17 protein-coding genes and 2 riboswitches are annotated in these 23,841 nt (G+C 61.3%); of the genes, 11 read left to right on the plus strand and 6 right to left on the minus strand.

Translation table 11 applies throughout. The features are described from left to right. Positions 1-154 precede the first annotated feature (154 nt). On the plus strand, positions 155-1,222 hold the full coding sequence (locus PSH87_RS12070; protein WP_305433798.1) for an ABC transporter substrate-binding protein: 1,068 nt from the start codon (positions 155-157) through the stop codon (positions 1,220-1,222). Here the strand turns inward: PSH87_RS12070 and PSH87_RS12075 are convergent. After that, on the minus strand, positions 1,219-1,437 hold the full coding sequence (locus PSH87_RS12075; RefSeq protein ID WP_017738587.1) for a DUF2970 domain-containing protein: 219 nt from the start codon (positions 1,435-1,437) through the stop codon (positions 1,219-1,221). The two genes, PSH87_RS12070 and PSH87_RS12075, sit on opposite strands and share 4 nt — an antisense overlap. Positions 1,438-1,489: 52 nt before the next feature. After that, the gene (gene metH / locus PSH87_RS12080; protein WP_305433799.1) at positions 1,490-5,200 is read right to left on the minus strand and encodes a methionine synthase; all 3,711 of its coding nucleotides are present in this window, start codon (positions 5,198-5,200) and stop codon (positions 1,490-1,492) included. Positions 5,201-5,367: 167 nt separating this feature from the next. On the opposite strand from metH, the gene PSH87_RS12085 reads away from it, so the two are divergent. The 3 genes from PSH87_RS12085 to nfuA all read left to right on the plus strand — a co-directional run bounded on the left by PSH87_RS12085 (position 5,368) and on the right by nfuA (position 9,416). Next, a complete protein-coding gene (locus PSH87_RS12085; RefSeq protein WP_305433800.1) occupies positions 5,368-7,659 on the plus strand; it encodes a fatty acid cis/trans isomerase in 2,292 nt (763 codons plus the stop codon). Positions 7,660-7,746: 87 nt separating this feature from the next. Next, positions 7,747-8,772: an acyltransferase gene (locus PSH87_RS12090; RefSeq protein WP_026137024.1), complete on the plus strand. Its 1,026-nt coding sequence runs from the start codon at positions 7,747-7,749 to the stop codon at positions 8,770-8,772. Positions 8,773-8,831: 59 nt separating this feature from the next. Further along, complete coding sequence (nfuA, locus tag PSH87_RS12095) at positions 8,832-9,416, plus strand: Fe-S biogenesis protein NfuA (protein WP_003190728.1); 585 nt, start codon at positions 8,832-8,834, stop codon at positions 9,414-9,416. Between the two features lie 220 nt (positions 9,417-9,636). Here the strand turns inward: nfuA and cobM are convergent, their stop codons facing one another. The 4 genes from cobM to PSH87_RS12115 all read right to left on the minus strand — a co-directional run bounded on the left by cobM (position 9,637) and on the right by PSH87_RS12115 (position 11,747). After that, complete coding sequence (gene cobM, locus PSH87_RS12100; RefSeq protein ID WP_305433801.1) at positions 9,637-10,383, minus strand: precorrin-4 C(11)-methyltransferase; 747 nt, start codon at positions 10,381-10,383, stop codon at positions 9,637-9,639. A gap of 70 nt (positions 10,384-10,453) precedes the next feature. Continuing rightward, positions 10,454-10,846: a cobalamin biosynthesis protein gene (locus tag PSH87_RS12105; protein ID WP_017738592.1), complete on the minus strand. Its 393-nt coding sequence runs from the start codon at positions 10,844-10,846 to the stop codon at positions 10,454-10,456. Then, on the minus strand, positions 10,843-11,547 hold the full coding sequence (locus tag PSH87_RS12110; RefSeq protein WP_017738593.1) for a CbtA family protein: 705 nt from the start codon (positions 11,545-11,547) through the stop codon (positions 10,843-10,845). Before PSH87_RS12110 ends, PSH87_RS12105 begins: the two co-directional genes overlap by 4 nt. Before the next feature lie 11 nt (positions 11,548-11,558). Continuing rightward, positions 11,559-11,747, minus strand: a complete 189-nt coding sequence (locus PSH87_RS12115) for a CbtB-domain containing protein (RefSeq protein ID WP_017738594.1) — start codon at positions 11,745-11,747, stop codon at positions 11,559-11,561. 96 nt (positions 11,748-11,843) lie between these two features. Further along, positions 11,844-12,047: riboswitch (cobalamin riboswitch) on the minus strand. A gap of 526 nt (positions 12,048-12,573) precedes the next feature. Further along, positions 12,574-12,774: riboswitch (cobalamin riboswitch) on the plus strand. 92 nt (positions 12,775-12,866) lie between these two features. Between PSH87_RS12115 and cobW the strand changes: the two genes are divergently transcribed. From cobW to PSH87_RS12150, 7 genes are all read left to right on the plus strand, one after another. Then, positions 12,867-13,928, plus strand: coding sequence for a cobalamin biosynthesis protein CobW (gene cobW / locus PSH87_RS12120; RefSeq protein ID WP_017738595.1), 1,062 nt, complete (start codon positions 12,867-12,869; stop codon positions 13,926-13,928). A gap of 3 nt (positions 13,929-13,931) precedes the next feature. After that, the gene (gene cobN / locus PSH87_RS12125) at positions 13,932-17,693 is read left to right on the plus strand and encodes a cobaltochelatase subunit CobN (protein ID WP_305433803.1); all 3,762 of its coding nucleotides are present in this window, start codon (positions 13,932-13,934) and stop codon (positions 17,691-17,693) included. Further along, the gene (locus PSH87_RS12130; RefSeq protein ID WP_305433805.1) at positions 17,693-18,691 is read left to right on the plus strand and encodes an ATP-binding protein; all 999 of its coding nucleotides are present in this window, start codon (positions 17,693-17,695) and stop codon (positions 18,689-18,691) included. Before cobN ends, PSH87_RS12130 begins: the two co-directional genes overlap by 1 nt. Beyond that, complete coding sequence (locus PSH87_RS12135; RefSeq protein ID WP_305433806.1) at positions 18,616-19,347, plus strand: VWA domain-containing protein; 732 nt, start codon at positions 18,616-18,618, stop codon at positions 19,345-19,347. Before PSH87_RS12130 ends, PSH87_RS12135 begins: the two co-directional genes overlap by 76 nt. Before the next feature lie 227 nt (positions 19,348-19,574). Beyond that, on the plus strand, positions 19,575-21,611 hold the full coding sequence (locus PSH87_RS12140; protein ID WP_305433807.1) for a lipase family protein: 2,037 nt from the start codon (positions 19,575-19,577) through the stop codon (positions 21,609-21,611). After that, positions 21,604-22,662 (plus strand): hypothetical protein, encoded by a 1,059-nt coding sequence (locus tag PSH87_RS12145; protein WP_305433808.1) that lies wholly within the window; start codon positions 21,604-21,606, stop codon positions 22,660-22,662. The genes PSH87_RS12140 and PSH87_RS12145 overlap by 8 nt, the downstream gene beginning before the upstream one ends. Further along, positions 22,662-23,753: a hypothetical protein gene (locus PSH87_RS12150; RefSeq protein WP_305433809.1), complete on the plus strand. Its 1,092-nt coding sequence runs from the start codon at positions 22,662-22,664 to the stop codon at positions 23,751-23,753. The genes PSH87_RS12145 and PSH87_RS12150 overlap by 1 nt, the downstream gene beginning before the upstream one ends. The last annotated feature ends 88 nt before the right edge of the window (positions 23,754-23,841 follow it).

The raw sequence follows: 23,841 nt of genomic DNA on the forward strand, positions 1-23,841 counted from the left end.
TACCGTTGATGCCTGGGCCATTCTGTTTCTGATCATCCTCGTGGTGGGCACCGCCGTGTTCTGGGTGAGTCACCAATAAACGACGTTGATTGAGCCTCGATTGAGCCGCTAATTGCCACTATCATGGCGGGCATTGCTCAAGGCTTGAATGACGATGTTGAAGGTTCTGATTACGTGTGTGTGGTTGTTGGGGGCGGCGTACGGGGCTGTGGCTCACGCGACGTCCGTGGTGTTTCTCAACCCGGGCCTGTCAACGGAAACCTTCTGGGTCAGCTATACGCAATTCATGCAGGCCGCGGCCAAGGACCTCGGCCTGGATTTGCGTGTGCGCTATTCCGAGCGTGATCCCCAAAACTACCTGGTCCAGGCCAGGGACGTGCTGCAAGGCACTGCGCGGCCCGAGTACCTGGTGCTGGTCAACGAGCAATACGTGGCGCCGCAGATTCTGCGCATGGCCCAGGGCAGCGGGGTCAAGCTGTTGATTGTGAACAGCCTGCCAACCCCCGACCAGGTGCAGATGCTCAACGGGCGCAACGCCGCGCAATGGATCGGCAGCCTGGTGCCCAACGACGAAGAGGCGGGCTACCTGATGCTCACCGACCTGCTGCGCCAGCACGGTCCGGTTGCCCCTGGCCAATTCCTCGACCTGCTGGCGTTTTCCGGGGTCAAGAACACCCCATCTGCGCAATTGCGCGAACAGGGCTTGCACCGTGCGTTGGCGCAGCACCCGCACGTGCGCCTGCGCCAGCTGGTCTACGGTGAGTGGACGCGAGCACGGGCCTTCGAGCAAGCGACGCAATTGTTCAAGCGCTATCCACAGACGGCGCTGGTGTGGTCAGCCAACGATCAAATGGCCCTGGGCGCCATGCAGGCCCTGCAAGACAGCGGGCGAACACCGGGCAAGGACGTGCTGTTCAGCGCGGTCAACAGTTCGCCGCAAATATTGCAGGCACGCCTCGACGGGCGGCTGAGCACGTTGGTGGCCGGGCATTTCACCTTGGGTGGCTGGGCGATGGTGTTGATCAGCGATGATGCCGCAGGTGTGGATTTAGCCGCACACGGCGGGCGCGACCGTCAGGCGGCGTTATTCCAGCTGATCGATGGCGCCCAGGCGCAACGGTTGCTGGGGCCGCTGCCGGTGGTGAACTTCCGCGCACTGTCCGCGAAGGGCAAGCCGGCGTCCTACCGCTACCCGTTCAACCTGCAACTGCTGCTGCGTTAAATCCCGGCGAGGTGCAGCACCAGCTTGACGATCCCGAACAGCGTCAAGGCAAACACCGCCGTGAACAGAATGCCCAGGATCACAAAGTGGCTGGGCTTGCCGTGGGTAAAGTCGCGGGCGCGGTTCTTGCCGCTCTGCACGCCGAACGCGGCGGCCATGACGCTGTGGAGCATCTGCCAGAAGGTAGGGGGCTTGTTGTTGACTGGATCGTCCATACATCCCTCGACACAAGGTGTGTGAGGGACAGCATAGACAATCCACCAGGGCTTAGTTGTCGTAACCCAGGTTCGGCGCCAACCAACGTTCGGTCACGGCCAGGTCCTGGCCTTTACGCGCGGTGTAGCTCGCCACCTGGTCCTTGTCGATCTTGCCCACGGCAAAGTACTGCGCCTGCGGGTGCGCGAAGTACCAGCCGCTGACCGCCGCTGCCGGGAACATCGCGTAGTGCTCGGTAAGGAACACGCCGCTGCGGCCGGCTTCCATTTCCCGCGCTTCGGGATCGAGCAGTTGGAACAAGGTGCCTTTCTCGGTGTGATCCGGGCACGCCGGGTAGCCCGGGGCAGGGCGGATGCCGCTGTACTGCTCCTTGATCAGCGCCTCGTTGTCCAGTTGCTCGTCCTTGGCGTAGCCCCAATAGTCTTTACGCACCTGCTGGTGCAGCCACTCGGCGCAGGCTTCGGCCAGGCGATCGGCCAGGGCCTTGACCATGATCGAGTTGTAATCGTCGCCCGCGTCCTGATACGCCTTGGCCACTTCCTCGGCGCCGATGCCGGCGGTGGTGATGAAGCCGCCCACGTAGTCGGTCACGCCGCTGTCTTTTGGCGCAACGAAGTCAGCCAGGGAGAAGTTCGGCTTGCCGTCGGTCTTGATGATCTGCTGGCGCAGGTGATGCAAGGTCGCCAGTGGCTGGCCATCATCGCCATAGACTTCCAGGTCATCGTCCTTGACCTGGTTGGCCGGCCAGAAGCCAAACACCGCGCGGGCGCTGATGAGCTTTTCGTCGATCAGCTTGGCGAGCATTTCCTGGGCATCGGCGTACAGCGCGGTCGCCGCTTCGCCTACAACCTCGTCGGTAAGGATGCGTGGGAACTTGCCCGCCAGATCCCAGGAAATAAAGAACGGTGTCCAGTCGATGTACTCGGCCAGCACCTTGAGGTCGATGTTGTCCAACACCTTGGCGCCGGTAAAGGTCGGCGTCACCGGGGTGTAGCTGCTCCAGTCGAACTGCGGCTTCTTGGCGATGGCTGCCGGGTAGCTCAGGCGCTCGGTGCGGGCGCTGCGGTTCGAAGTGCGCTCACGCACGTCGATATACTCCAGGCGGGTTTTCTCGACGAAACCGGCCTTCAATTCCTTGGACAGCAACTGCGTGGCCACGCCCACCGCACGGGAGGCGTCGGTCACGTAGATCACGGCATCGTTGCTGTACTTGGGTTCGATCTTCACCGCCGTGTGCGCCTTGGACGTGGTGGCGCCACCAATCATCAAGGGCAGGTGGAAGTCCTGGCGCTGCATCTCGCGGGCCACATGCACCATCTCGTCCAACGACGGCGTGATCAGGCCGGACAGCCCGATGATGTCGCACTTCTGCTCCTTGGCCACTTGCAGGATCTTCTCGGCGGGCACCATCACACCCAGGTCGACGATGTCATAGCCGTTGCAACCCAACACCACGCCGACGATGTTCTTGCCGATGTCATGCACATCGCCTTTGACCGTGGCCATCAGGATCTTGCCCTTGGCCTCCGGCTTGTCGCCTTTTTCCAGCTCGATGAACGGGATCAAGTGGGCCACGGCCTGCTTCATCACGCGGGCGGATTTCACCACCTGCGGCAGGAACATTTTGCCCGCGCCAAACAGGTCGCCGACAATGTTCATGCCGGACATCAGCGGGCCTTCGATCACTTCGATCGGGCGTGCGAACGACTGCCGCGATTCTTCGGTGTCTTCAACGATATGGGTGGTGATGCCCTTGACCAGTGCGTGTTCCAGGCGCTTGTTGACTTCCCAGCCGCGCCATTCCTCGGTTTCGGCTTCTTTTACGCTGCCGTCGCCCTTGTACTTGTCGGCGATGGCGAGGAGGGCGTCGGTGCCTTCCGGCGTGCGGTTGAGTACGACGTCTTCCACGGCGTCACGCAGTTCGGCCGGGATCTGGTCGTAGATCTCCAGCTGGCCGGCGTTGACGATACCCATGGTCAGGCCATTGCGGATCGCATGCAGCAGGAACACCGAGTGGATCGCCTCGCGCACCGGGTTGTTGCCGCGGAACGAGAACGACACGTTGGACACGCCGCCGGAGGTCAGCGCATACGGCAGTTCGTCGCGGATATAGGCACAGGCGTTGATGAAATCGACGGCGTAGTTGTTGTGCTCCTCGATGCCGGTGGCGACCGCGAAGATGTTCGGGTCGAAGATGATGTCTTCCGGCGGGAAGCCCACTTCATTGACCAGGATGTCGTAGGAGCGTTTGCAGATCTCTTTCTTGCGCGCTTCGGTGTCGGCCTGGCCGGCTTCGTCGAAGGCCATCACCACCACCGCCGCACCGTAGCGCTTGCACAGCTTGGCGTGATGAATGAACTGCTCGACGCCTTCCTTCATGCTGATGGAGTTGACGATGCCCTTGCCCTGGATGCACTTCAGGCCGGCTTCGATCACTTCCCACTTGGAGGAGTCGATCATGATCGGCACGCGGGAGATATCCGGCTCGCCGGCGATCAGATTGAGGAAGGTCACCATGGCCTTCTTCGAATCGAGCATGCCCTCGTCCATGTTGATGTCGATGATCTGGGCGCCGGCTTCCACCTGCTGCAGGGCGACTTCGAGGGCTTCGGTGTAGTTGTCTTCGCGGATCAGCCGGGCGAAACGCGCGGAACCGGTAATGTTGGTGCGTTCGCCGACGTTGACGAACAGCGAGCTGCGATCAATGGTGAACGGCTCCAGGCCCGACAGGCGGCAAGCCTTGGGAATGTCCGGGATCGGGCGCGGCGCATAACCGGCCACGGCCTTGGCGATGGCCTCGATGTGACCCGGCGTGGTGCCGCAGCAGCCGCCGACGATATTGAGGAAGCCGCTCTGGGCGAATTCTTCGATGACCTTGGCGGTTTCCGACGGCAGTTCGTCGTACTCGCCGAATTCGTTGGGCAGGCCGGCATTGGGGTGCGCGGATACGTGGGTGTTGGCCTTGTTCGACAACTCTTCCAGGTAGGGACGCAGTTCGCTGGCGCCCAGGGCGCAGTTCAGGCCCACGGAGATCGGTTTGGCGTGCGCCACCGAGTTCCAGAACGCTTCGGTGGTCTGGCCCGACAGGGTACGGCCGGAGGCGTCGGTGATGGTGCCGGAGATCATGATCGGCAGTTCGATGTTCAGCGCTTCGAACACGCCCTGCACGGCGAAGATCGCCGCCTTGGCGTTGAGGGTGTCGAAGATGGTTTCGATCAGGATCAGGTCGGCGCCGCCTTCGATCAGGCCTCGGGTGGCCTCGGTGTAGTTTTCCACCAGTTCATCGAAAGTCACGTTGCGGTAGCCGGGGTTGTTCACGTCTGGCGACAGCGAGCAGGTGCGGCTGGTCGGGCCGAGCACGCCGGCGACGAAGCGCGGCTTGTCTGGGTTTTCGGCGGTCTTGGCGTCGGCGATCTTGCGTGCCAGGCGTGCGCCTTCGACGTTCAGCTCATAGGCCAGTTCTTCCATGCCGTAGTCGGCCATGGAGATGCGCGTGGCGTTGAAGGTGTTGGTTTCAAGAATGTCGGCACCGGCATCCAGGTAGGCCTTTTCGATGCCGCCGATCACGTCGGGACGGGTGAGCACCAACAGGTCGTTGTTACCCTTGACGTCGCTGGGCCAGTCGGCGAAGCGTTTGCCACGGTAGTCTTCTTCTTCCAGTTTGTAGCTCTGGATCATCGTGCCCATACCACCGTCGAGGATCAGGATACGTTCCTTGAGGGCTTGATGAAGGGCTTGCAGACGAACGCTACGATCGGACATGGGACTACTCTAGGTCAGGCATTACGGAGGGCGTGAATCATAGCAAACCTGTGCCGATTTGGAGCACGTGCAGGTTTTGCATGAATATCGTTCATGTTGCTTGGGGGTGTGGCCCGGTAGAATCACCGGCAAATTTTCAGCGCACGCATTGAATCGGGACCGGGTACATGTCATTTCGTCTTATCGTCAGCGCCGTCCTGGCCTTGATCGCCAGCACCGCCCAGGCAGCAGCTCCCGCCCCGGCGATTTCCTACACCCGCGATGTGCAGCCGATCTTCACCGAGAAGTGCGTGGCGTGCCACGCCTGCTACGACTCCGCCTGCCAACTCAACCTGGGCAGTGCCGAGGGCGCGGCCCGTGGCGCGAGCAAGATGCCGGTGTACGACGGCGAGCGCAGCCAGGCCACGCCGACGACGCGCCTGTTCTACGACGCCTTTGGCAAACAAGCCTGGCAGCAAAAGGGTTTCTACTCAGTGCTGGACGCCCAGGGCAGCCAGGCGGCGCTGATGGCGCGCATGCTGGAGCTGGGCCACAACGCGCCGCTGCAACCCAATGCCAAGTTGCCCGAAGAGATCGTGCTGGGGCTCAACCGCGAAAACATGTGCGCCACGCCCGGCGAGTTCAACGCCTACGCCGGTGCCCATCCCAAGGAAGGCATGCCGTTGGCTGTCACCGGCCTGACCGACCAGCAGTACCAGACCCTGCAACGCTGGCTTGCGTCCGGCGCGCCGATTGACGAACAAGGCCTGGCGCCCAGCGCCAAGGAAGCCCTGCAAGTGCAGCAGTGGGAAAACCTGCTCAACCAGCCCGGCGCCCGGGAAAGCCTGGTGGCGCGCTGGTTGTTCGAGCACTTGTTCCTGGCCCACATCTATTTTGAGAACGGTGAGCCGGGGCATTTCTTCCAGTGGGTGCGTTCGCGCACGCCCAGTGGCCAGCCGATCGACCTGATCGCCACCCGTCGCCCGAACGATGACCCGGGCACCCGGGTGTACTACCGCCTGTGGCCAGTGCAGGGCGTGATCGTGCATAAAACCCACATCACGTACCCCTTCAGTGCCGAGAAGATGGCGCGTATCAAGGAGCTATTCTACGCCGGCGACTGGCAGGTCAACGCGTTGCCGGGTTACGGGCCGGGCCGTCGCGCCAACCCGTTCGAAACCTTTGAAGCGATCCCGGCCAAGGCGCGTTACCAGTTCATGCTGGATAACGCCGAATACTTCGTGCGTACGTTCATTCGCGGGCCGGTGTGCCGTGGGCAGATCGCCACGGATGTGATCCGCGACAACTTCTGGACCCTGTTCCAGGACCCCGACCACGACCTGTACATCACCGATGCGCGCTATCGCGGCCAGGCCACGCCCTTGCTGGCCATGCCGGGGCAGAACGACGATGTGGGCAGTGTGCTGAGCCTGTGGCTGGCCTACCGTGACAAGCGCAACGAATATGAGGCCCTGCGCCGCGACAGCTATGCCGATGTGCCGCCGCCCAGCTGGTCAAGCCTGTGGGCCGGTAACGACAACGCGTTGCTGAGCATCTTCCGCCACTTCGACAGCGCCTCGGTGAACAAGGGCTTGATCGGCGAAGTCCCGCAAACGATGTGGCTGTTCGACTACCCGCTGCTGGAGCGCACCTATTATCAGTTGGCGGTGAATTTCGACGTGTTCGGCAACGTTTCGCACCAGGCCCAGACGCGGCTGTATTTCGACCTGATCCGCAACGGCGCCGAGCAGAATTTCCTGCGGCTGATGCCGGCGAATTCCCGCGATGACTTCCTCGATGACTGGTACCAGAACAGCGGCAAACTCAAGCTATGGCTGGACTACGAAGCCATTGACGACGACAAGCCCACTGGCCTGCACCTGGACGCCAAGGACCCGAAGCGCGACTTTGCCAACCAGTTGCTGGCCCGTTACGGCGACCTCGACGCCAGCCCGGACCCGATCAACCGTTGCGCGGGCGCCTTTTGTTCGCGTGATGGCATCGACCCGGCCTTGCAAGACGCCGAACAAGCGCTGAGCCGCCTGACGTCGCGTCCGGCAGCGGGCCTCAAGGTCATCGACCAACTGCCCGAAGCGACCATGCTGCGGGTCGAAACCGCCAGCGGCAAGCGTGTGGTCTACAGCATGCTGCGCAACCGCGCCCACAGTAACGTCGCCTTCCTGCTGGGTGAGGCCTATCGCTATCAGCCGGGCCTGGACACGGTGACCATCTATCCTGGGGTGCTGAGCAGCTACCCGAACTTCATGTTCAACATCCCGGCGCAGGATGTGCCCGAGTTTGTCGCTGAAATGGAACGGGCCAAGGATGCCAAGCGCTTTGAGAAAATTGTCGATCGCTGGGGCGTACGCCGCAGTCATCCGTTGTTCTGGCAGTACTTCCACGATTTATCGCAGTACATTCGCGAAACCACGCCGGTGGAAGAGGGTGTGTTGGACATGAACCGCTACGAGAACCTATAACGGTGCACGTGATCCGGTCATCTCTCGAAGCGGGCGCTGAAGCAGTCGGATATCTACCTCGCGGGACTTGGAAAAGGTAAGCCGATGATGTTGATTTCAGTGCAGGCGCTTCGGGCCTTGGCGGCGTGGGTGGTGGTGGGGCATCACTTTACCCAGGTGTTCTTCAATTTTGAGGTCGATAACCCGCTGGCCTACCTGTTCGCCGACAAAGGCGGCATCGGGGTGGATGTATTCTTTGTCATCAGCGGCCTGGTGATTTTTCTCGCCACCGCCGACAAGGCGCTGACACCTTGGCGTTTCATGCTCATGCGCGTGGCACGGATCGCCCCGGCGTATTGGTTCTATACCCTGCTCATGGCCTTTCTGGCGGTGGCGGTGCCTTCGCTGATTCCAGAGGTTCGATTCGAACCGGGTCACATGCTCTTGTCGATGCTGTTTATCCCGGCCGAAAATCCCGCGGGTTTTGGCGTCTATCCGCTGCTGGATGTGGGCTGGACCCTGAACTTCGAGATGTTGTTCTATCTGCTGTTCGCCTGTGCCTTGCTGGTGCGTGGGGCCTATCGATTGGGGGTGGTGGCAGCGCTGCTGTATCTCGTGTGTTACATCGTTGCCCCCGCCCTGGACTTTGCTGACGGGTTCTACAGCAATGACATGGTCTTTGAGTTTCTGATGGGCATTGGGATTGGCATGCTGTATCGGCGCGGCCTGTGTCGGGCCAAGGCATGGTTGCCTTTGTTGGGCATCGTCGTTGCACTGGTGGCGATTTGGCATGGAGCGAATGTGCCGCGTGCGTTGGAGTGGGGAGTGCCAAGCGCGTTATTGGTCATCAGTTGCGTGACGCTGGAGCCTTACTTCAAGGATTTGCGCTTTTTGAAGCGGCTCGGGGACTGCTCCTATTCAGTGTATTTGATCCACGTGCTGGTGTTGTGCGCTGGTCGGTGGGTCGTTGAGCGCACGGGCATAGATCCCTATGCGGTCCTGCCGTTTTGCCTCCTGGTGACGGCGTTTGGCGCATTTTTGAGCTACGAGTGGTTGGAGAAACGCACGTATCGCGGGTTCCAACGCTGGCTGGGTGTCGATGAGTCGACTGCCCTTTCCCGACAAAAATACTAGGACTTTGTACCTGCGTAATATTTTGGCGTAAACTGCCGGCAAGCCTGTGAGGAGTTTCCATGACTGCCATAACCATTACCGACGCCGCCCACGATTACCTGGCTGACCTGCTGTCCAAGCAGAACACCCCGGGTATCGGCATCCGCGTCTTTATCACCCAGCCTGGCACCCAGTACGCCGAGACGTGCATTGCCTACTGCAAGCCGGGGGAAGAGAAACCTGAAGACACCGCGCTGGGGCTGAAAAGCTTCACCGCCTACATCGACGCCTTCAGCGAAGCCTTCCTGGATGACGCTGTGGTTGACTACGCCACCGATCGCATGGGCGGCCAGTTGACCATCAAGGCGCCCAACGCCAAGGTGCCAAACGTCAACGCCGACAGCCCGGTGAACGAGCGCATCAACTACTACCTGCAAACCGAGATCAACCCAGGTTTGGCCAGCCACGGCGGCCAGGTCAGCCTGATCGACGTCGTGGACGACGGCATTGCCGTGCTCAAGTTCGGCGGCGGCTGCCAGGGCTGCGGCCAGGCGGACGTGACCCTGCGCGAAGGCATCGAGCGCACCCTGCTGGAGCGTATTCCGGAGCTCAAGGGTGTGCGTGACGTGACCGACCACACGCAGAAAGAAAACGCCTACTACTGAGTAAGGCGTTCACTGCGAAGAAAAAACGGCGCCCCGTGAGCGCCGTTTTTTTATGTTTATTTTTCAATGTCTTGCGCTATCTACCTAACGAAGAAGATCAACTGTGGGAGCTGGCTTGCCTGCGATAGCGGTGCATCAGCAGACACATGTACTGCCTGGCACACCGCCATCGCGGGCAAGCCCGGCTCCCACAGGGTTTTGCATTGATCTCTGGATAGGCTCAGGGGCGGTAAAGGTGCGCGTGGCCTGCCCGGTACAGCGACGATTCACTGAAGCTGTCACTGGCCAACACCCTGCCCACCACGATCAACGCCGTGCGCCGAAACCCCTTGGCCGCTACCTTCTCGGCAATATCGCTCAACGTGCCAACCGCCCAATCCTGATCCGGCCACGTCGCCCGATGCACCACGGCAATCGGGCAATCGGCGCCATAGTGCGGCAGCAGTTCGGCAACGATTTTTTCCAGATGGTTGACCCCGAGGTGAATCGCCATGGTCGTGCCGTGGCGGGCCAGGCTGGCAAAATCCTCACCGGCCGGCATGCTGGTTTTGTCGGCATAGCGGGTCAGGATCACGCTCTGGGCGATATCCGGCAGGGTCAGTTCTGCCTCCAGCAGCGCCGCGCAGGCGGCAACGGCCGTTACGCCGGGGATGATCTGAAAGGGGATGCCCAACTCGCGCAAATGACGGATCTGCTCGCCAATCGCCCCGTACAGGCTCGGATCGCCGGAGTGCACGCGTGCCACATCCTGGCCGTTTGCATGGGCCGCCTTGATCAAATCGATGATCTGTTCCAGGTGCAGTTCGGCGCTGTTGACCAGGGTTTCCGCCTGATGGCCTGCCAGTACCGCCGCAGGTACCAGCGAGCCCGCATAGATGATCACCGGGCAACTGCGGATCAGCCGCTGGCCTTTGACGGTGATCAATTCCGGGTCGCCGGGGCCTGCGCCGATGAAGTAGACGGTCATGGGAGATTCCTGTTGAAAAGCGGGCGAGCATGAAGATTGCTCATGATCGAGAAGGGCAATTATCGGGTTTTTAGTCAGCGCACGCCAAGGCAAAGGTCGCCTGGGTGGTTTTTTGGCGGGTGATCAGCAGGCGGGCAGGGCTGCCGGCGAGGTGTTCTGCCACGGCCAGCGCGGCGCTTTCGGCAATGCCGTAACAACCGGTATGGGTGAAGGCGACGACGGATTTGTGGCTCAAGCGGTCGGCATATATTGCCAACTGCGGCGCGGTGAAACAGTGCAGGGGTAGCTTCAACGCTGCGGCCAGGGCCAGCAATCCGGGCTCATCGCTTTTGCGGTCGATACTCGCCAACGCGGTGATGCGGTGACGCTCGATACCGCCCTCGGCGAGGGCGGAGTCAAGCAGGCCCAGCAGGGTCTGAACCTCACAACCCCGCTGGCAACCCAGGCCGACTACCAGGGTCATGCCGAGTATTGATCGCTGCGGTTGCGGCGGAACAGCCAGGCGCTGATCAGGCCCAAAGCCAGCCAGAAGGCGACGTTGGTCAGCTGCGAAGCGATCTTGAACTGCGCTTCCAGGGCTTCCGGTGCGAGCATCGAATGCACTTCCGGTTGTGGTGCGCCAATCACATGGGGCACTGCCAGGATCGCTGCGCCTAGTGCCTTGAGCAGCCAGTTGCGCCCGAATACGATCAGCGCGATACCGGCTGCGGTGGACGCGGCGGTACCGATCCACCAGGTCTGGCGCAGCGCGAGATCAGCGGCCGCCGTGCCTGGCAACTCAGGTGGCAGGCCCAGGGTCGGCGCCAGCACGAAGGTTGCATAACCGGCCAGCCCCCACAGCAGCCCCTGGGCCGTGCGGGTCGGTGCACGCAGGGTGTACAGGCCGGCCAGCATCAGCGCAAAGCCGACGGCGACCACCAGGTTGCCACCCGTGGTGGACAGCACGCGCTGCCAGCCGTCTTCCGGCTCCCAGGCTTCGGCGTCATGGGTATGGGCGGCAGCCCCCGCGGCGTGTTCATGCGCCACTTCGGTGGCGGCCGGGGCTTTTTCAAAGGTTTCCGCCTGCAAAATCAGCGGGGCGACCCAGAAGCTTTGCAGCAGGGTCAGCAGCAGGGCGGCCGCAAGGCCGGTGAAACCTGCGGTTTGCGCAATACGCTTGATCATGTCGGCAGGTCTCAGTGGCACGGGAACGCGGCGCTGTGGCGGGTATCGTGGGCGGCGTTATGCACGGCCTCGATATGGGAGAAACCGGCGAAATACACCAGGCACGCGCCGAGGATCGACGCACCGATGGCGGCGGTCAGGCGTTGGCTCAGGGTAGAGGTGCTGCTGGTGGAGTGCGAGGTGCTGCTGATGATCGACATGGCGCGTCCCTTTCAGGTGTCAGGGTGAAGCGAGCGCATGAAAACCCCGCGAGCCAGGCACGCAGGGTTCTGAACAGCGCCCGCCCACCGCGGGTTTGTTATCTGATTTTTTCGGGCCGGTCTCCGGGCTTGCGAGGGGCTCAATGCCTGAAAACGTCGCCTTCCCATGCTGTCTGGCACAGTGGATATGACGTTTCGCTCGCTTACCGTTGCGGGGGCAGCACCGGACTGGTCATATCGCTATGACGCACCGGTTTCCCGTTTCACCCTTTGCAGGGCACCCGAAACAAGATGTGTAGGAGAGCATGGGGGTGGGAGGGGAGTCAATTGGGATGTGGGTTTTGGCTTTGGTGGTGTACATATCCGTTTTTTAGGTAACGGCCACTTGGGGTCCGCCCTTACGGCGGGTCACTTTGGAAAAGCCCCAAAGTAACAACTGTGGGAACTGGCAACTGTGGGAGCTGGCTTGCCTGCGATGCAGACACCTCGGTACATCAGGCACACCCAGTTGATGCCATCGCAGGCAAGCCAGCTCCCACAGGGGAACGCGTACGCTTCATCGATCAGGTCGGCTACTAGGCCGCCTCGCTTTTGCTTTTGATTTTGATCTTAGGCGCCCCCCCAAATCCATGTCGGATTACGGGCACACCGAGCCTAGGCGAGGTGCCGAGTGTTGGGGCAAGAGCCCTTTTGGTTACTTTTGGGGCTCTTTTCCAAAAGTGACCCGCCGTAAGGGCGGAACCCTGAGCCGCCGTTACCGCAGCAACGGATATGTACACAAGCCAAACCAACCCAACCCCATCATTGACCATCCCCCAAGCACTGCGTAGCCTTGCACCCTCGAGGTTCTTCAGCCTAGGCCGAAGCTAAGAAGGGAACGCGGTCCAAGCCGCGGCTGCCCCCGCAACTGTAAAGGGTTCATCTGACTGCCACGCCACTGCCAAACCGGCGGGAAGGCGCAATCAGCGCCGGTCGCAAGACCGGCAAGCCCCAAGCCAGGAGACCTGCCTCGCAACCGATTTTTCAATTCAACCGGGCGGGGTGATCCGGTGACGAAATCCGCTGCTGCGCACCGTCGCAGGGCCTATCGTCCCGTATGCCCGCCCCCAAGGGCATCCGATGAAAACACTGGCCAAACTCCCCGTCACCATCGTTACCGGCTTCCTCGGCTCGGGCAAGACCACCTTGCTGCGCCATATGCTCGACAACGCCCAGGGCCGACGCATCGCCGTGATCGTCAACGAATTCGGCGAGTTGGGCATTGACGGTGAAATCCTCAAGCAGTGCTCCATCGGTTGCACCGAGGAAGAAGCCAACGGCCGCGTGTATGAGCTGGCCAACGGCTGCCTGTGCTGCACCGTGCAGGAAGAGTTCTTCCCGGTGATGCGCGAATTGGTCGCCCGTCGCGGCGACCTCGACCACATCCTCATCGAAACCTCCGGCCTGGCCCTGCCAAAACCGCTGGTACAAGCCTTCCAGTGGCCGGAAATCCGCAGCGCCTGCACGGTTGACGCGGTGATCACCGTGGTCGACAGCCCGGCCGTGGCCGCCGGCACCTTCGCCGCATTCCCGGACCAAGTCGACGCCCAGCGCAAACTCGACCCGAACCTGGACCACGAATCGCCACTGCACGAGCTGTTCGCCGACCAACTGGCCAGCGCCGACCTGGTGATCCTCAACAAATCCGACCTGATCAGCGCCGAAGACCTGGCCCGCGTACGCCTGGAAGTCGCCGAAGAGCTGCCGCCTGCGGTCAAGATCATCGAGGCCAGCAGCGGTCGCCTGCCGCTGGACGTGCTGATCGGCCTTGGCGCCGGCTCCGAGGAGCACATCGACGGTCGCCACAGCCATCACGATCACCACCACGAAGGTGAAGACGATCACGATCACGACGCCTTCGATTCGATCTCCATCGACCTGCCGCAAGCCGACGAAGCCCTGCTGCTCGACGCCCTGACCCAACTGGTGGTGCAACACGGCATCCTGCGCGTCAAAGGTTTCGCCGCGATCCCGAACAAGCCGATGCGCCTGCTGATCCAGGGCGTGGGCACGCGTTTCGACAAGCATTTCGACCGCGCCTGGGCGGCCGACGAAGCACGCATCACCCGTCTGGTGCTGATCGGTCAGGACCTCGACGCGGCGGGCCTCGAAGCGCAATTGCGCGCTGCCCTCAGCGTTTAACCCATGCACCTGCTCAGGACCCAGCCCGGTGGTTTCGTCTCGGACGACAATATTGCCGACCTTGGCCAAACCCCCGCTGAACTGGTGATCCTGTGCAGCGGTGATTCCAGCCTGGCACTGCTGGCCGAAGCGGCCCAGCAGTTGCCCGACGACTACCCGAGCCTGCGTCTGGCCAACCCGATGCAGGTGCAGAACCACGCGTCGGTCGACCTGTACGTCGATGAAGTGCTGCGCCATGCCAAGGTCATCCTGATCTCGTTGCATGGCGGCATCGGCTATTGGCGTTACGGCATCGAGCGTCTGGTGGAATTGGCCGAGCGCGGCGTGCAACTGATCCTGGTGCCGGGGGATGATCGCCCGGACCCGGAACTCAGCAGCCTGAGCACCGTCGGTGTGCCAGAACGCGACCGCCTGTGGCACTTCCTGCGCCAGGGTGGCCTGGGTAATGCGCTGGATTTCTATCGCTGCCTGGCCAGTACCTACCTGGGCCGCGACTACGCCTGGGCCGAGCCGCAAACCTTGCCGCGCACGGCGATTTATCACCCGCACAAAGCCAACGCCCGCCTGAATGACTGGCAGGCGGACTGGCACGCCGAATGGCCAGTGGCGGCGGTGCTGTTCTACCGCTCCCATTTGCAGGCGGCCAATACCGGTTTTATCGATGTGTTCTGCCAGCGCTTGCAGGCGGCGGGCCTTAATCCGCTGCCGATGGCGGTGGCCAGTTTGAAAGAGCCTGGCTGCCTGACGGTGGTCGAGGACCTGCTGGATGAGGTGGGCGCGACGGTGATCCTGAACACCACCGGCTTTGCCCAATCCAGCCCTGAAGCACCGCACTTGCGGCCGTTTCGCCGCAATATCCCGGTGATCCAGGCGATTTGCGCCCAAGACAACGAGCCGGGCTGGCAGGCCAGCGAACAAGGCCTCGGCCCGCGGGACCTGGCGATGCATATCGCTTTGCCCGAGCTGGACGGGCGCATCATCAGCCGGCCAATCAGCTTCAAGGACCTGGCCTGGCGCAGCGAGCGCAGCCAGTCGGACGTTGTGTGTTATCGCGCGGCGCCCGAACGCATGGATTTTGTCGCCGAGCTGGCGCGGCGTTGGGTCGAATTGGCGCGGGTGCCCAACAGTGAAAAACGCGTCGCGCTGATCCTCGCCAACTACCCGACCCGCGATGGCCGGATCGGCAACGGCGTGGGGCTGGACACACCGGCTGCGGCGCTGAATATCCTACGTGCGCTGCAGGCCGAAGGGTATCCGCTGCCTGCCGACTTGCCACCGAGCGGCACGGCGCTGATCCATGACTTGCTCGGCGGCGTGACCAACGACCTCGACAGCCTCGATCTGCGCCCGTGCCATCAAAGCCTGGGGCTTGACGACTACGAGGCGATGTTCAAAAGGTTGCCTGAAGCCAACCAGCAGGCGGTATTGGCGCGCTGGGGCACGCCCCATAACGACCCGATGTGCCGCGACGGTCGCATGATGATCGCCGGCCTGCGCCTGGGCCTGACCTTCGTCGGCATCCAGCCGGCGCGGGGTTACCAGGTGGACGCCAGCGCGGTGTATCACGACCCGGACCTGGTGCCGCCCCACGCCTACCTGGCGTTCTATTTCTGGCTGCGTCACACCTACGGCGCCCACGGCGTGATCCACGTCGGCAAGCACGGCAACCTGGAGTGGCTGCCGGGCAAGGGTGTCGGCCTGTCACAGCACTGCTGGCCCGACGCGCTGCTGGGGCCATTGCCGAATATCTACCCGTTTATCGTCAACGACCCCGGCGAGGGCGCCCAGGCCAAGCGGCGGACCCAGGCGGTGATCATCGACCACCTGATGCCGCCGCTGACCCGTGCCGAAACCTACGGCCCATTGCGCGACCTGGAGTTGTTGGCCGACGAATATTACGAAGCGCAGTTACTGGACCCGCGCCGCGCACTTGAGCTGCAAAAAGACATTCTCAAGCTGGTGCGCGAAACCCGTATCGACCAGGAGCTTGAGCTGGACAACGATGCCGACGCCGCCATCTGGCTGCCGCGCCTCGACACCTACCTGTGTGACTTGAAGGAGTCGCAGATCCGCGACGGCCTGCATATCTTCGGCGAGTCGCCCGAGGGCCGTTTGCGCATCGACACATTACTGGCGTTGTTGCGCATCCCCCGTGGCGACGGGCGTGGCGCGCAATCGAGTGTGCTGCGGGTATTGGCCAAGGCGTTCGAGCTGGGTTTCGATCCGTTGGATTGCGCCCTCGCCGAACCCTGGACCGGCCGCCGTCCGCAGGTGTTGCAAAACATCGATCCGCAGTTGTGGCGCACCGCCGGGGACACCCGCGAGCGTCTGGAGTTGTATGCGGCGCGGTTGATCGAGCAGGCGCTGGAAGGCCCGCTTGAGCGGCTTGAAGAGCCCGGTTGGGAGGACGTGAAGGCCGTCATTGAGAGCCTGCGCATCGTCGTCGCGCCACGCCTGGATGCCTGCGGCCCCGCAGAAATGCGCGGTTTGCTGGATGCCCTGGGCGGCCGTTTCGTGCCGGCGGGGCCAAGCGGTGCGCCGAGTCGCGGGCGTCTGGATGTGCTGCCCACCGGGCGTAACTTCTTCACCGTGGACGTGCGCAACCTGCCGACCACCACGGCCTGGCGCATCGGTTTTCAATCCGCCAACCTGATTCTTGAGCGGCACTTGCAGGACCACGGCGACCATCTGCGCCAACTCGGCTTGTCGGTATGGGGCACGGCCACCATGCGCACCGGTGGCGACGATATTGCCCAGGCCATGGCCCTAATGGGCGTGCGCCCGGTGTGGGCGACCGGCAGCCAGCGGGTGGATGACTTTGAAATCCTGCCGATCAGCCTGCTGGACCGCCCACGGGTTGACGTGACGCTGCGGGTGTCCGGGTTCTTCCGTGATGCCTTTGCCAACCTGATCCGCCTGTTTGATGCGGCGGTGCAGGCGGTGGCGGCGTTGGATGAGCCGGACGACATGAATCCACTGGCCGCCAAGGTGCGCAGCGAGCGGGCAGCGTTGATCCAGTCCGGCCTGGACGAAGAGGCCGCCGCGAAACAGGCCGGCTGGCGCATCTTTGGTGCCAAGCCCGGTGCCTATGGCGCGGGCGTGCAGGGCGCGGTCGATGGTCGCCTGTGGCAAAGCCGCGAGGACCTGGCCGAGGTGTACCTGAACTGGGGCGGTTATGCCTACGGCGGCGCCGACGAAGGCACCGCCGCCCGCGAACAATTCGCCCAGCGCTTGAGCCAGGTGCAGGCCGTATTGCAGAACCAGGACAACCGCGAGCACGACCTGCTCGACTCCAACGACTATTACCAGTTCCAGGGTGGCATGCTCGCCGCCGTGGAAACCCTGAGCGGTGACAAGGCCGCCAGTTACCATGGCGACCACAGCCAGCCCGACTTGCCGAGAATCCGCACCTTGAAGGAAGAGCTGAACCGGGTGATCCGTTCCCGCGCCGCCAACCCCAAGTGGATCGAAGGCGTGAAGCGCCACGGCTATAAGGGTGCGTTTGAAATGGCCGCGACCGTGGACAACCTGTTCGCCTTCGACGCCACCACCGCGCTGATCGACGATCACCAATACGCCTTGCTCGCCGATGCCTATTTGCTCGACCCCGACACCCGCGCCTTTGTGCAACAGCACAACCCAGATGCCCTGCGCGACATGACCGAACGTATGCTTGAAGCCCAGCAACGCGGCATGTGGCAAGAGCCTGGGGCCTACCGCGAAGCGTTGGAAAACCTGTTGCTGGATATAGAAGAAGACAGCTGATGACTGAGATCCCCCATTTCCCGCTGTCCGCCGTGGTCGGCGCCGACGAATTGAAACTGGCGCTTTGCCTGACCGCCATCGACCCGAAGATCGGCGGCGTGCTGATCGAAGGCCCGCGCGGCATGGCCAAGTCCACCTTGGCGCGGGGCCTGGCTGACCTGTTGGCCAGCGGCCAGTTTGTCACCTTGCCGCTGGGCGCGACCGAAGAGCGCCTGGTCGGCACCTTGGATCTGGATGCTGCGCTGGGCGAGGGCCGGGCGCAGTTTTCGCCGGGCGTACTGGCCAAGGCCGATGGTGGCGTGCTGTATGTCGATGAAGTCAATCTACTGGCCGACCACTTGGTGGACTTGCTGCTGGACGTGGCCGCCAGCGGCACCAATCTGATTGAGCGTGACGGTATTTCCCATCGCCATTCGGCACGTTTCGTACTGATTGGCACGATGAACCCGGAGGAGGGCGAGTTGCGTCCGCAACTGCTCGACCGCTTCGGATTCAACGTGGCCTTGAGCGGGCAGACCTTGCCAGCGGAGCGGGGGCAGATCATCCGTCGCCGCCTGGACTTCGACAGCGATCCGGTGGCGTTCTGCGCACAGTGGGCCGAACAGCAAGCCGCTCTACAGGCGCGTTGCACTGAGGCACGGGCGCGGCTCGATGCAATCGAGTTGGATGACCAGGCCTTGGCACAGATCACCGAGCGCTGTTTTGCCGCCGGTGTCGACGGTTTGCGCGCGGACCTCGTCTGGCTGCGTGGCGCCCGGGCCCACGCGGCATGGCGCGGTGCTGATGCGATCAGCGAGGAAGATATCGAAGCCGTCGCGGAGTTTGCCTTGCGCCATCGTCGCCAGGAGCACTCTCCACCGGCCAGCCCACCGAACCAGGGGCAATCGCCCAAACCCTCCGATACTTCGCCCGGCCAAGGCCAATGGGGCGACATGCCCGCACCGGCCTTGCCCACCGGCGCACGCCGGGAAGTCCCTACCTGGCCAAAAAAGCCCTAGGCATTCGCCCTCGACCTGACGCGGGGGCGGATGCCCGACCCAAGGCAGGACGCGTCGAGAAAGGCCGGCACGGCAAGGCTCGCAGCGCGCAACAGGGGTCGATCAATTGGCCGGGCACCTTGCTCGGCGGCCGTCCGCAAACGCGGGACGACTTGCTGTTTCACCTACGCAGCCGCTCGGCCCACGAATTGTGGCTGGTGATCGTCGACGCCTCGGCCTCCACCCGCCGCTATCACGCATTGACCGAGGCGAAGGGCTTGTTGGCCCAATTGTTTGACGACGCCTACCGCCAGCGCGCACGCATGGCGTTGCTGACGGCCAGTGGGCAATCGCCAAAATGGCAGGTGCAAGGCCTCAAGGCGGCCAAAGGCCTGACCGGCTGGCTGGAACAACTGGGGGCAGGCGGCGGCACACCGCTGCTCGCCGCACTGACCGAAGCCGGGTATTGGCTGGTGGCGCGGCGCAAGCGCTATCCGGCGGAGCAGCAGCGGTTGCTGGTGATTACCGATGGGCGGCTCAAGGCTATCGATGGGTTGCCGGTGTTGGAATGCCCTGGGTTGCTGGTGGATATCGAGCGCGGGCCGGTCAGGTTGGGGCGGGCGCAAGCGCTGGCTGCGGGGTTGAGGATTGATTACCGGCATATCGATGGTTTGTAGGTTTTGAGGGGTGATTGGGAAGGGTCGGTCTTTTAAAGTCGAATCTTCTGACATTCATCGTTGATAGCGACTCTTTACTCTTTGGGCTTTCACGCGTTAAGGGGTAAAGGGATGAATTCCTGCGTAATACAGGGTGTTTGTTCTCGCCACGTCTTGGCAGGCACGACGCTCTGTTCAATTCGCAACTCGACTGCCTCGCGCGTACCACTCTCCGATCAAGGACTGGTATGAACGACTCATTGCATTACACGGATACGCTCAATCCCTTCAAGGACGTTATTTGCGGCAAGCAGATACAGCATTGGGTCGAGTTCCAGTTGGTGGACGAACTAGGCCAACCTTTGGCGAGTCTGCCTTATCGCGCGGCGAATGAAGCTTCGCGTGGGGGCTATGTGCCCGAATTCGCGGGCTATACCGATGCCGAGGGGGTGATTCGTCTCCAGGGTCTGCATCCCCTGCCCATTACGTTGTGGGTGGGAGCAGACCTGCTGGCCGAGCAACTGCAAACCCGGCGCCTACGTGCTGTACGTGCAGAGCCACGCCGTCCGGGAGTAGGTGACCGTACGCCGTTGTATGGGCCACAGCGCGCGGGCTTTTCGCCGGTTGAAAAGGCGGCGCTTGCGAAAGGTCACGACTACCAATATTTGAGAATCGGGCAGTTATGCGATCGGCGGCCCATCTTCCAGCCACCGTTGGCTGATCCGAGTCAGCTTCCTGCGTTTCACTTTCCTGATGAGACGTTCAGTGGTTTCACTGTGAGCGGGGATCAGTTGGACCGTCGGCATGTGCTGGAAGTCTGCCCGCTTCGCGCGTGGTCGCTGGTTTTGCATCATCAGGAGGGGTACAGCCTGGTGAATGCTTACAACCTGGGGTTGATGAGTATTTTGGCGTATAGCAATCGGGGTGAAGAAGATCTGGGTTCCGTGAAGGAGCTTTTCGAACGTCAATGTCTGGATTTATCGCGTACGCCGCGTGTTTGGGATAGTGGTCAGGCGTGGCCTTGCGTTGTGGTGGATGTGCCGTTCAGTGATCGCTATTTAGAAGTCGAAGCTCTGGACACTGCTAAAGCTGATCCGCCGGAAGGGCATACCCAACTTTTTTACGCTATCAGTGCATCCCAGGTATTAGTGGCTTGGCGCGGTACTGAAATGGAGGGGCTTGCTGATCTAATTACTGATGCTACTTTTCGTCCTGTGAAGCCGGAGATTGCGGCGCTATGCGAGCCTAAGGTCCCTTGTGCAGATCTAACTTCGCTAGGCCGTGTTCATCTAGGTTTTCGTGATGCATTTGAGGTTGCGAGAAGGATTTTTGCCAAGGGGCTTGGTGAAACGATTCCTGAAAAGGCGCTCGACAGAAAGCTCTTCATCTGCGGCCACAGCCTCGGCGGTGCTCTCGGCTTAATCCACGCCGCCTCGCTGCTGAAACACAACCCGCTGCTCTACACCTACGGCATGCCCCGCACCTTCACTCTTCTCGCCGTGCAATATTTGGGCGACCTTTGGCACTTCCGCCACGTCAACGATACCGATGCCATCCCGCGGGTCCCCCCCGAAGCCGATCTGGACAACGACCTGTATGACCGATACGGCCCACTTGGCAACGTACTCGGACTTCAACGATCACTACGCCAAGCGTTAATTGGCATGGTGTACAAGCACGAGGATGCGTTCAGCCATCACGGCAAGATCGCCATGTTCTTCAGGGCGGAACAACACCACTACCAAGAGATCGTGGCATACCCTGCCTATCGTAAGCCGGATGGCGCACCCATTCGCGGCACGATCACTGCTGCATTACCTGAAAAAGCCAAGCTTTATCTGGTCCCCAGTCTCAGTGAAACCGATGAGCAAGAAGCCGAGGAGGCCACGCGGCGTTTCAACGCTTCGCTGAGTCCTGAAAACCGTGCCCGGTACTTTCCGCACTACAGCAACACTCCTGTGGGCCGCGTGCTGCGGATTGGCGACCACTTCATGTCGCAGTACCAACCCTATATCCACAACCAACTGCTGGAGTCCATCAACCCCGCGCGTGAACCCTTGCTGGAACGCCAGATACAACGACGCAAATTCGAACAACAGATCAAGGATTACTACGGGCGTGTTCCTGAAGAGGAGTTGGCGCGCAATCGTGTGTTTCTCGACTTGCAACGCTTGGTGGATAAAGCCCTGCGTGTCACCAAGCAAGCCGATGGGGGCAACGAAGCACTAGAGCGTTTTGATGCCATCGCCGATCCACGGGCCTATTACGAGAAAACCTATGGTTAAGCAAATCAATACGCTCAAGAACCCAGCCAGCGCTCTCCGACTGGCCTTAGTTTCGTGCGCACTTCTTTTCACTCTTGGTGGTTGCCGTCAGGACTACAGCCTGTCACCGCCTGCCGACAGTGAAAAGATAAGCGTGACGGTAAAGCTGCCTGAGGGACTGAAAAATAAAACCATGTGGGTCATGTATCGTTCGGCCACCTGTAAACACATCGGCACTGGAGCCAGCGGCCAACGCACCGAGCGGGATGGCTATCACTCGGTTTACAAGGAGTTGGAACGTCAAGGACAGAGCGATCTCTACCAAGTAGAGCTACCAAAGGATGGGGGCGGTGCGTGCCGCTGGCACCTGGCGAATGTGACCTTTGGCGTGGAGTATGCCGACCTGACCCGTTTTGGTGAGAACGTGATTTGGGGGGGCGGCGGCGGTGTCGTTGTGATATTCGACCACAATAATTCACCACGGGGTGGGGCGGACTTCATCGTCGATGGGGATCTGAGAATCCGGAAGGATTATTACCCTTGGTTGAGTGAAGCATTTATAGGCGGTTATAAAAAACACATCAGTCTGGCGGGGGAGGGCCGTATATATCTGAAGTACCAAGCGTTGCAGGCTCGCCATATCTATTTCGAGCCCATACTGCATTCGGACTTTCGCGTTTTATCTGCACAACCAAAGGAGATAAAGGAAGGTAACTACACAGCGTTCACCTATCCCGACGGCAGTGTCGTAGCCGATGGCCGCTCCAACCCCGACTTCTTAAAACTCCAAAGCCTACGCACCGGCCGCGCCGGCGATTGCCTTTCCCCCTGGACCTACCACAAGTGCCCAGACCGCCGCCCACAGTTATTACCCGAATGGCTCCCCGTCCCGGACAAACCCGGTTTCGGGCAGTACCTCATTGTGGACGAATGGGGGAACAAGTTGCCGACCTATGACTATCGGTTGGTCGGTAAGGATGGCCGAATAAACAAGTGGAAGACGGATGCCAACGGGCTAACCCACCCGGTCCCGGAAAGCATGCACCCGTTGCGCGAAGTGGAGTTTCCCTAATGGACTGGGTGAAGTTGCCAAAGCGAAATTCAACCATCGCATTCATTGATACCCGAAGGGGCATTGCTATGCTCTATCGCATGTCTCTGGTTCTATGCGCACTGTTTTTTGGCCTAAGTGGTTGCCGTCAGGACTACAGCCTCTCACCGCCTGCTGACAGCGAAAAGATTACCATCATGGTGAAACTGCCCAAGGAACTGAAAACCGAAACCGTGTGGGTCATGTATCGCTCGGCTACCTGTAAGCGCATCAGCTTGGGAGCGAGTGGCCAGCGCACTGAAAGAGATGGCTATCACTCGGTTTACAAGGAGTTGGAGCGCCAAGGACAAAGCGATATCTATCAGGTGGAACTGCCAAAGGATGGCGGCGGTGCGTGTCGCTGGCATCTGGCGAACGCGACCTTTGGTGTGGTCTATGCGGATCCGACGCGTTTTGGTGAGTACGTGACCGCTGGCGCGGGGGGCGGGGTAATCGTGATATTCGACTACAACAATTCACCAAGAGGTGGTCCTGATTTCAAAGTTGATGGAGATCTGACGATCAAGAGGGACTACTACCCTTGGGTTAAAGAGGCTTTTCTGGGGGGGTATCACAAGCGTATTAGTCTTGCAGGAGAGGGTGGTATTTATCTTAAGTATCAAGCGTTGAAAGCACGCACTGTGTACTTCGAGCCCATATTGCATTCGGCATTTACTGTTTTCTCCACACAACCAAAGGAGAAGAAAGAAGGTAACCACACGGCCTTCACCTATCCCGACGGCACTGTCGTAGCCGACGGTCGATCACAACCCGACTTCCTAAAACTCCAAAGCCTACGCACCGGCCGCGCCGGCGATTGCCTTTCCCCCTGGACCTACCACAAGTGCCCAGACCGCCGCCCACAGTTATTACCCGAATGGCTCCCCGTCCCGGACAAACCCGGTTTCGGGCAGTACCTCATTGTGGACGAATGGGGGAACAAGTTGCCGACCTATGACTATCGATTGGTCGGTAAAGATGGCCGAATAAACAAGTGGAAGACGGATGCCAAAGGACTAACCCTTCCGGTCCCGGAAAGCATGCACCCGTTGCGCGAAGTGGAGTTTCCCTAATGGATAGGATGACGCCGCCCCAGGCAAGCCAGTTCCCACCCTTGGCCACGCCGCCGATCCACGGTGGGAGCTGGCTTGCCTGCGATGG

This window comes from Pseudomonas sp. FP453, assembly GCF_030687495.1.
Lineage (GTDB): Bacteria > Pseudomonadota > Gammaproteobacteria > Pseudomonadales > Pseudomonadaceae > Aquipseudomonas.

What these genes read in the sequence shown, in the direction of transcription:
- PSH87_RS12090 (WP_026137024.1), top strand. Translation starts at nt 7,747, where the DNA reads ATGTTGATTTCAGTGCAGGCGCTTCGGGCCTTGGCGGCGTGGGTGGTG.
- PSH87_RS12110 (WP_017738593.1), bottom strand. Translation starts at nt 11,547, where the DNA reads ATGATCAAGCGTATTGCGCAAACCGCAGGTTTCACCGGCCTTGCGGCC.
- cobW (WP_017738595.1), top strand. Translation starts at nt 12,867, where the DNA reads ATGAAAACACTGGCCAAACTCCCCGTCACCATCGTTACCGGCTTCCTC.
- cobN (WP_305433803.1), top strand. Translation starts at nt 13,932, where the DNA reads ATGCACCTGCTCAGGACCCAGCCCGGTGGTTTCGTCTCGGACGACAAT.
- PSH87_RS12115 (WP_017738594.1), bottom strand. Translation starts at nt 11,747, where the DNA reads ATGTCGATCATCAGCAGCACCTCGCACTCCACCAGCAGCACCTCTACC.
- PSH87_RS12150 (WP_305433809.1), top strand. Translation starts at nt 22,662, where the DNA reads ATGGACTGGGTGAAGTTGCCAAAGCGAAATTCAACCATCGCATTCATT.
- PSH87_RS12135 (WP_305433806.1), top strand. Translation starts at nt 18,616, where the DNA reads ATGGGGCGACATGCCCGCACCGGCCTTGCCCACCGGCGCACGCCGGGA.
- PSH87_RS12130 (WP_305433805.1), top strand. Translation starts at nt 17,693, where the DNA reads ATGACTGAGATCCCCCATTTCCCGCTGTCCGCCGTGGTCGGCGCCGAC.
- metH (WP_305433799.1), bottom strand. Translation starts at nt 5,200, where the DNA reads ATGTCCGATCGTAGCGTTCGTCTGCAAGCCCTTCATCAAGCCCTCAAG.
- PSH87_RS12085 (WP_305433800.1), top strand. Translation starts at nt 5,368, where the DNA reads ATGTCATTTCGTCTTATCGTCAGCGCCGTCCTGGCCTTGATCGCCAGC.
- PSH87_RS12140 (WP_305433807.1), top strand. Translation starts at nt 19,575, where the DNA reads ATGAACGACTCATTGCATTACACGGATACGCTCAATCCCTTCAAGGAC.
- PSH87_RS12070 (WP_305433798.1), top strand. Translation starts at nt 155, where the DNA reads ATGTTGAAGGTTCTGATTACGTGTGTGTGGTTGTTGGGGGCGGCGTAC.
- PSH87_RS12105 (WP_017738592.1), bottom strand. Translation starts at nt 10,846, where the DNA reads ATGACCCTGGTAGTCGGCCTGGGTTGCCAGCGGGGTTGTGAGGTTCAG.
- nfuA (WP_003190728.1), top strand. Translation starts at nt 8,832, where the DNA reads ATGACTGCCATAACCATTACCGACGCCGCCCACGATTACCTGGCTGAC.
- PSH87_RS12075 (WP_017738587.1), bottom strand. Translation starts at nt 1,437, where the DNA reads ATGGACGATCCAGTCAACAACAAGCCCCCTACCTTCTGGCAGATGCTC.
- cobM (WP_305433801.1), bottom strand. Translation starts at nt 10,383, where the DNA reads ATGACCGTCTACTTCATCGGCGCAGGCCCCGGCGACCCGGAATTGATC.
- PSH87_RS12145 (WP_305433808.1), top strand. Translation starts at nt 21,604, where the DNA reads ATGGTTAAGCAAATCAATACGCTCAAGAACCCAGCCAGCGCTCTCCGA.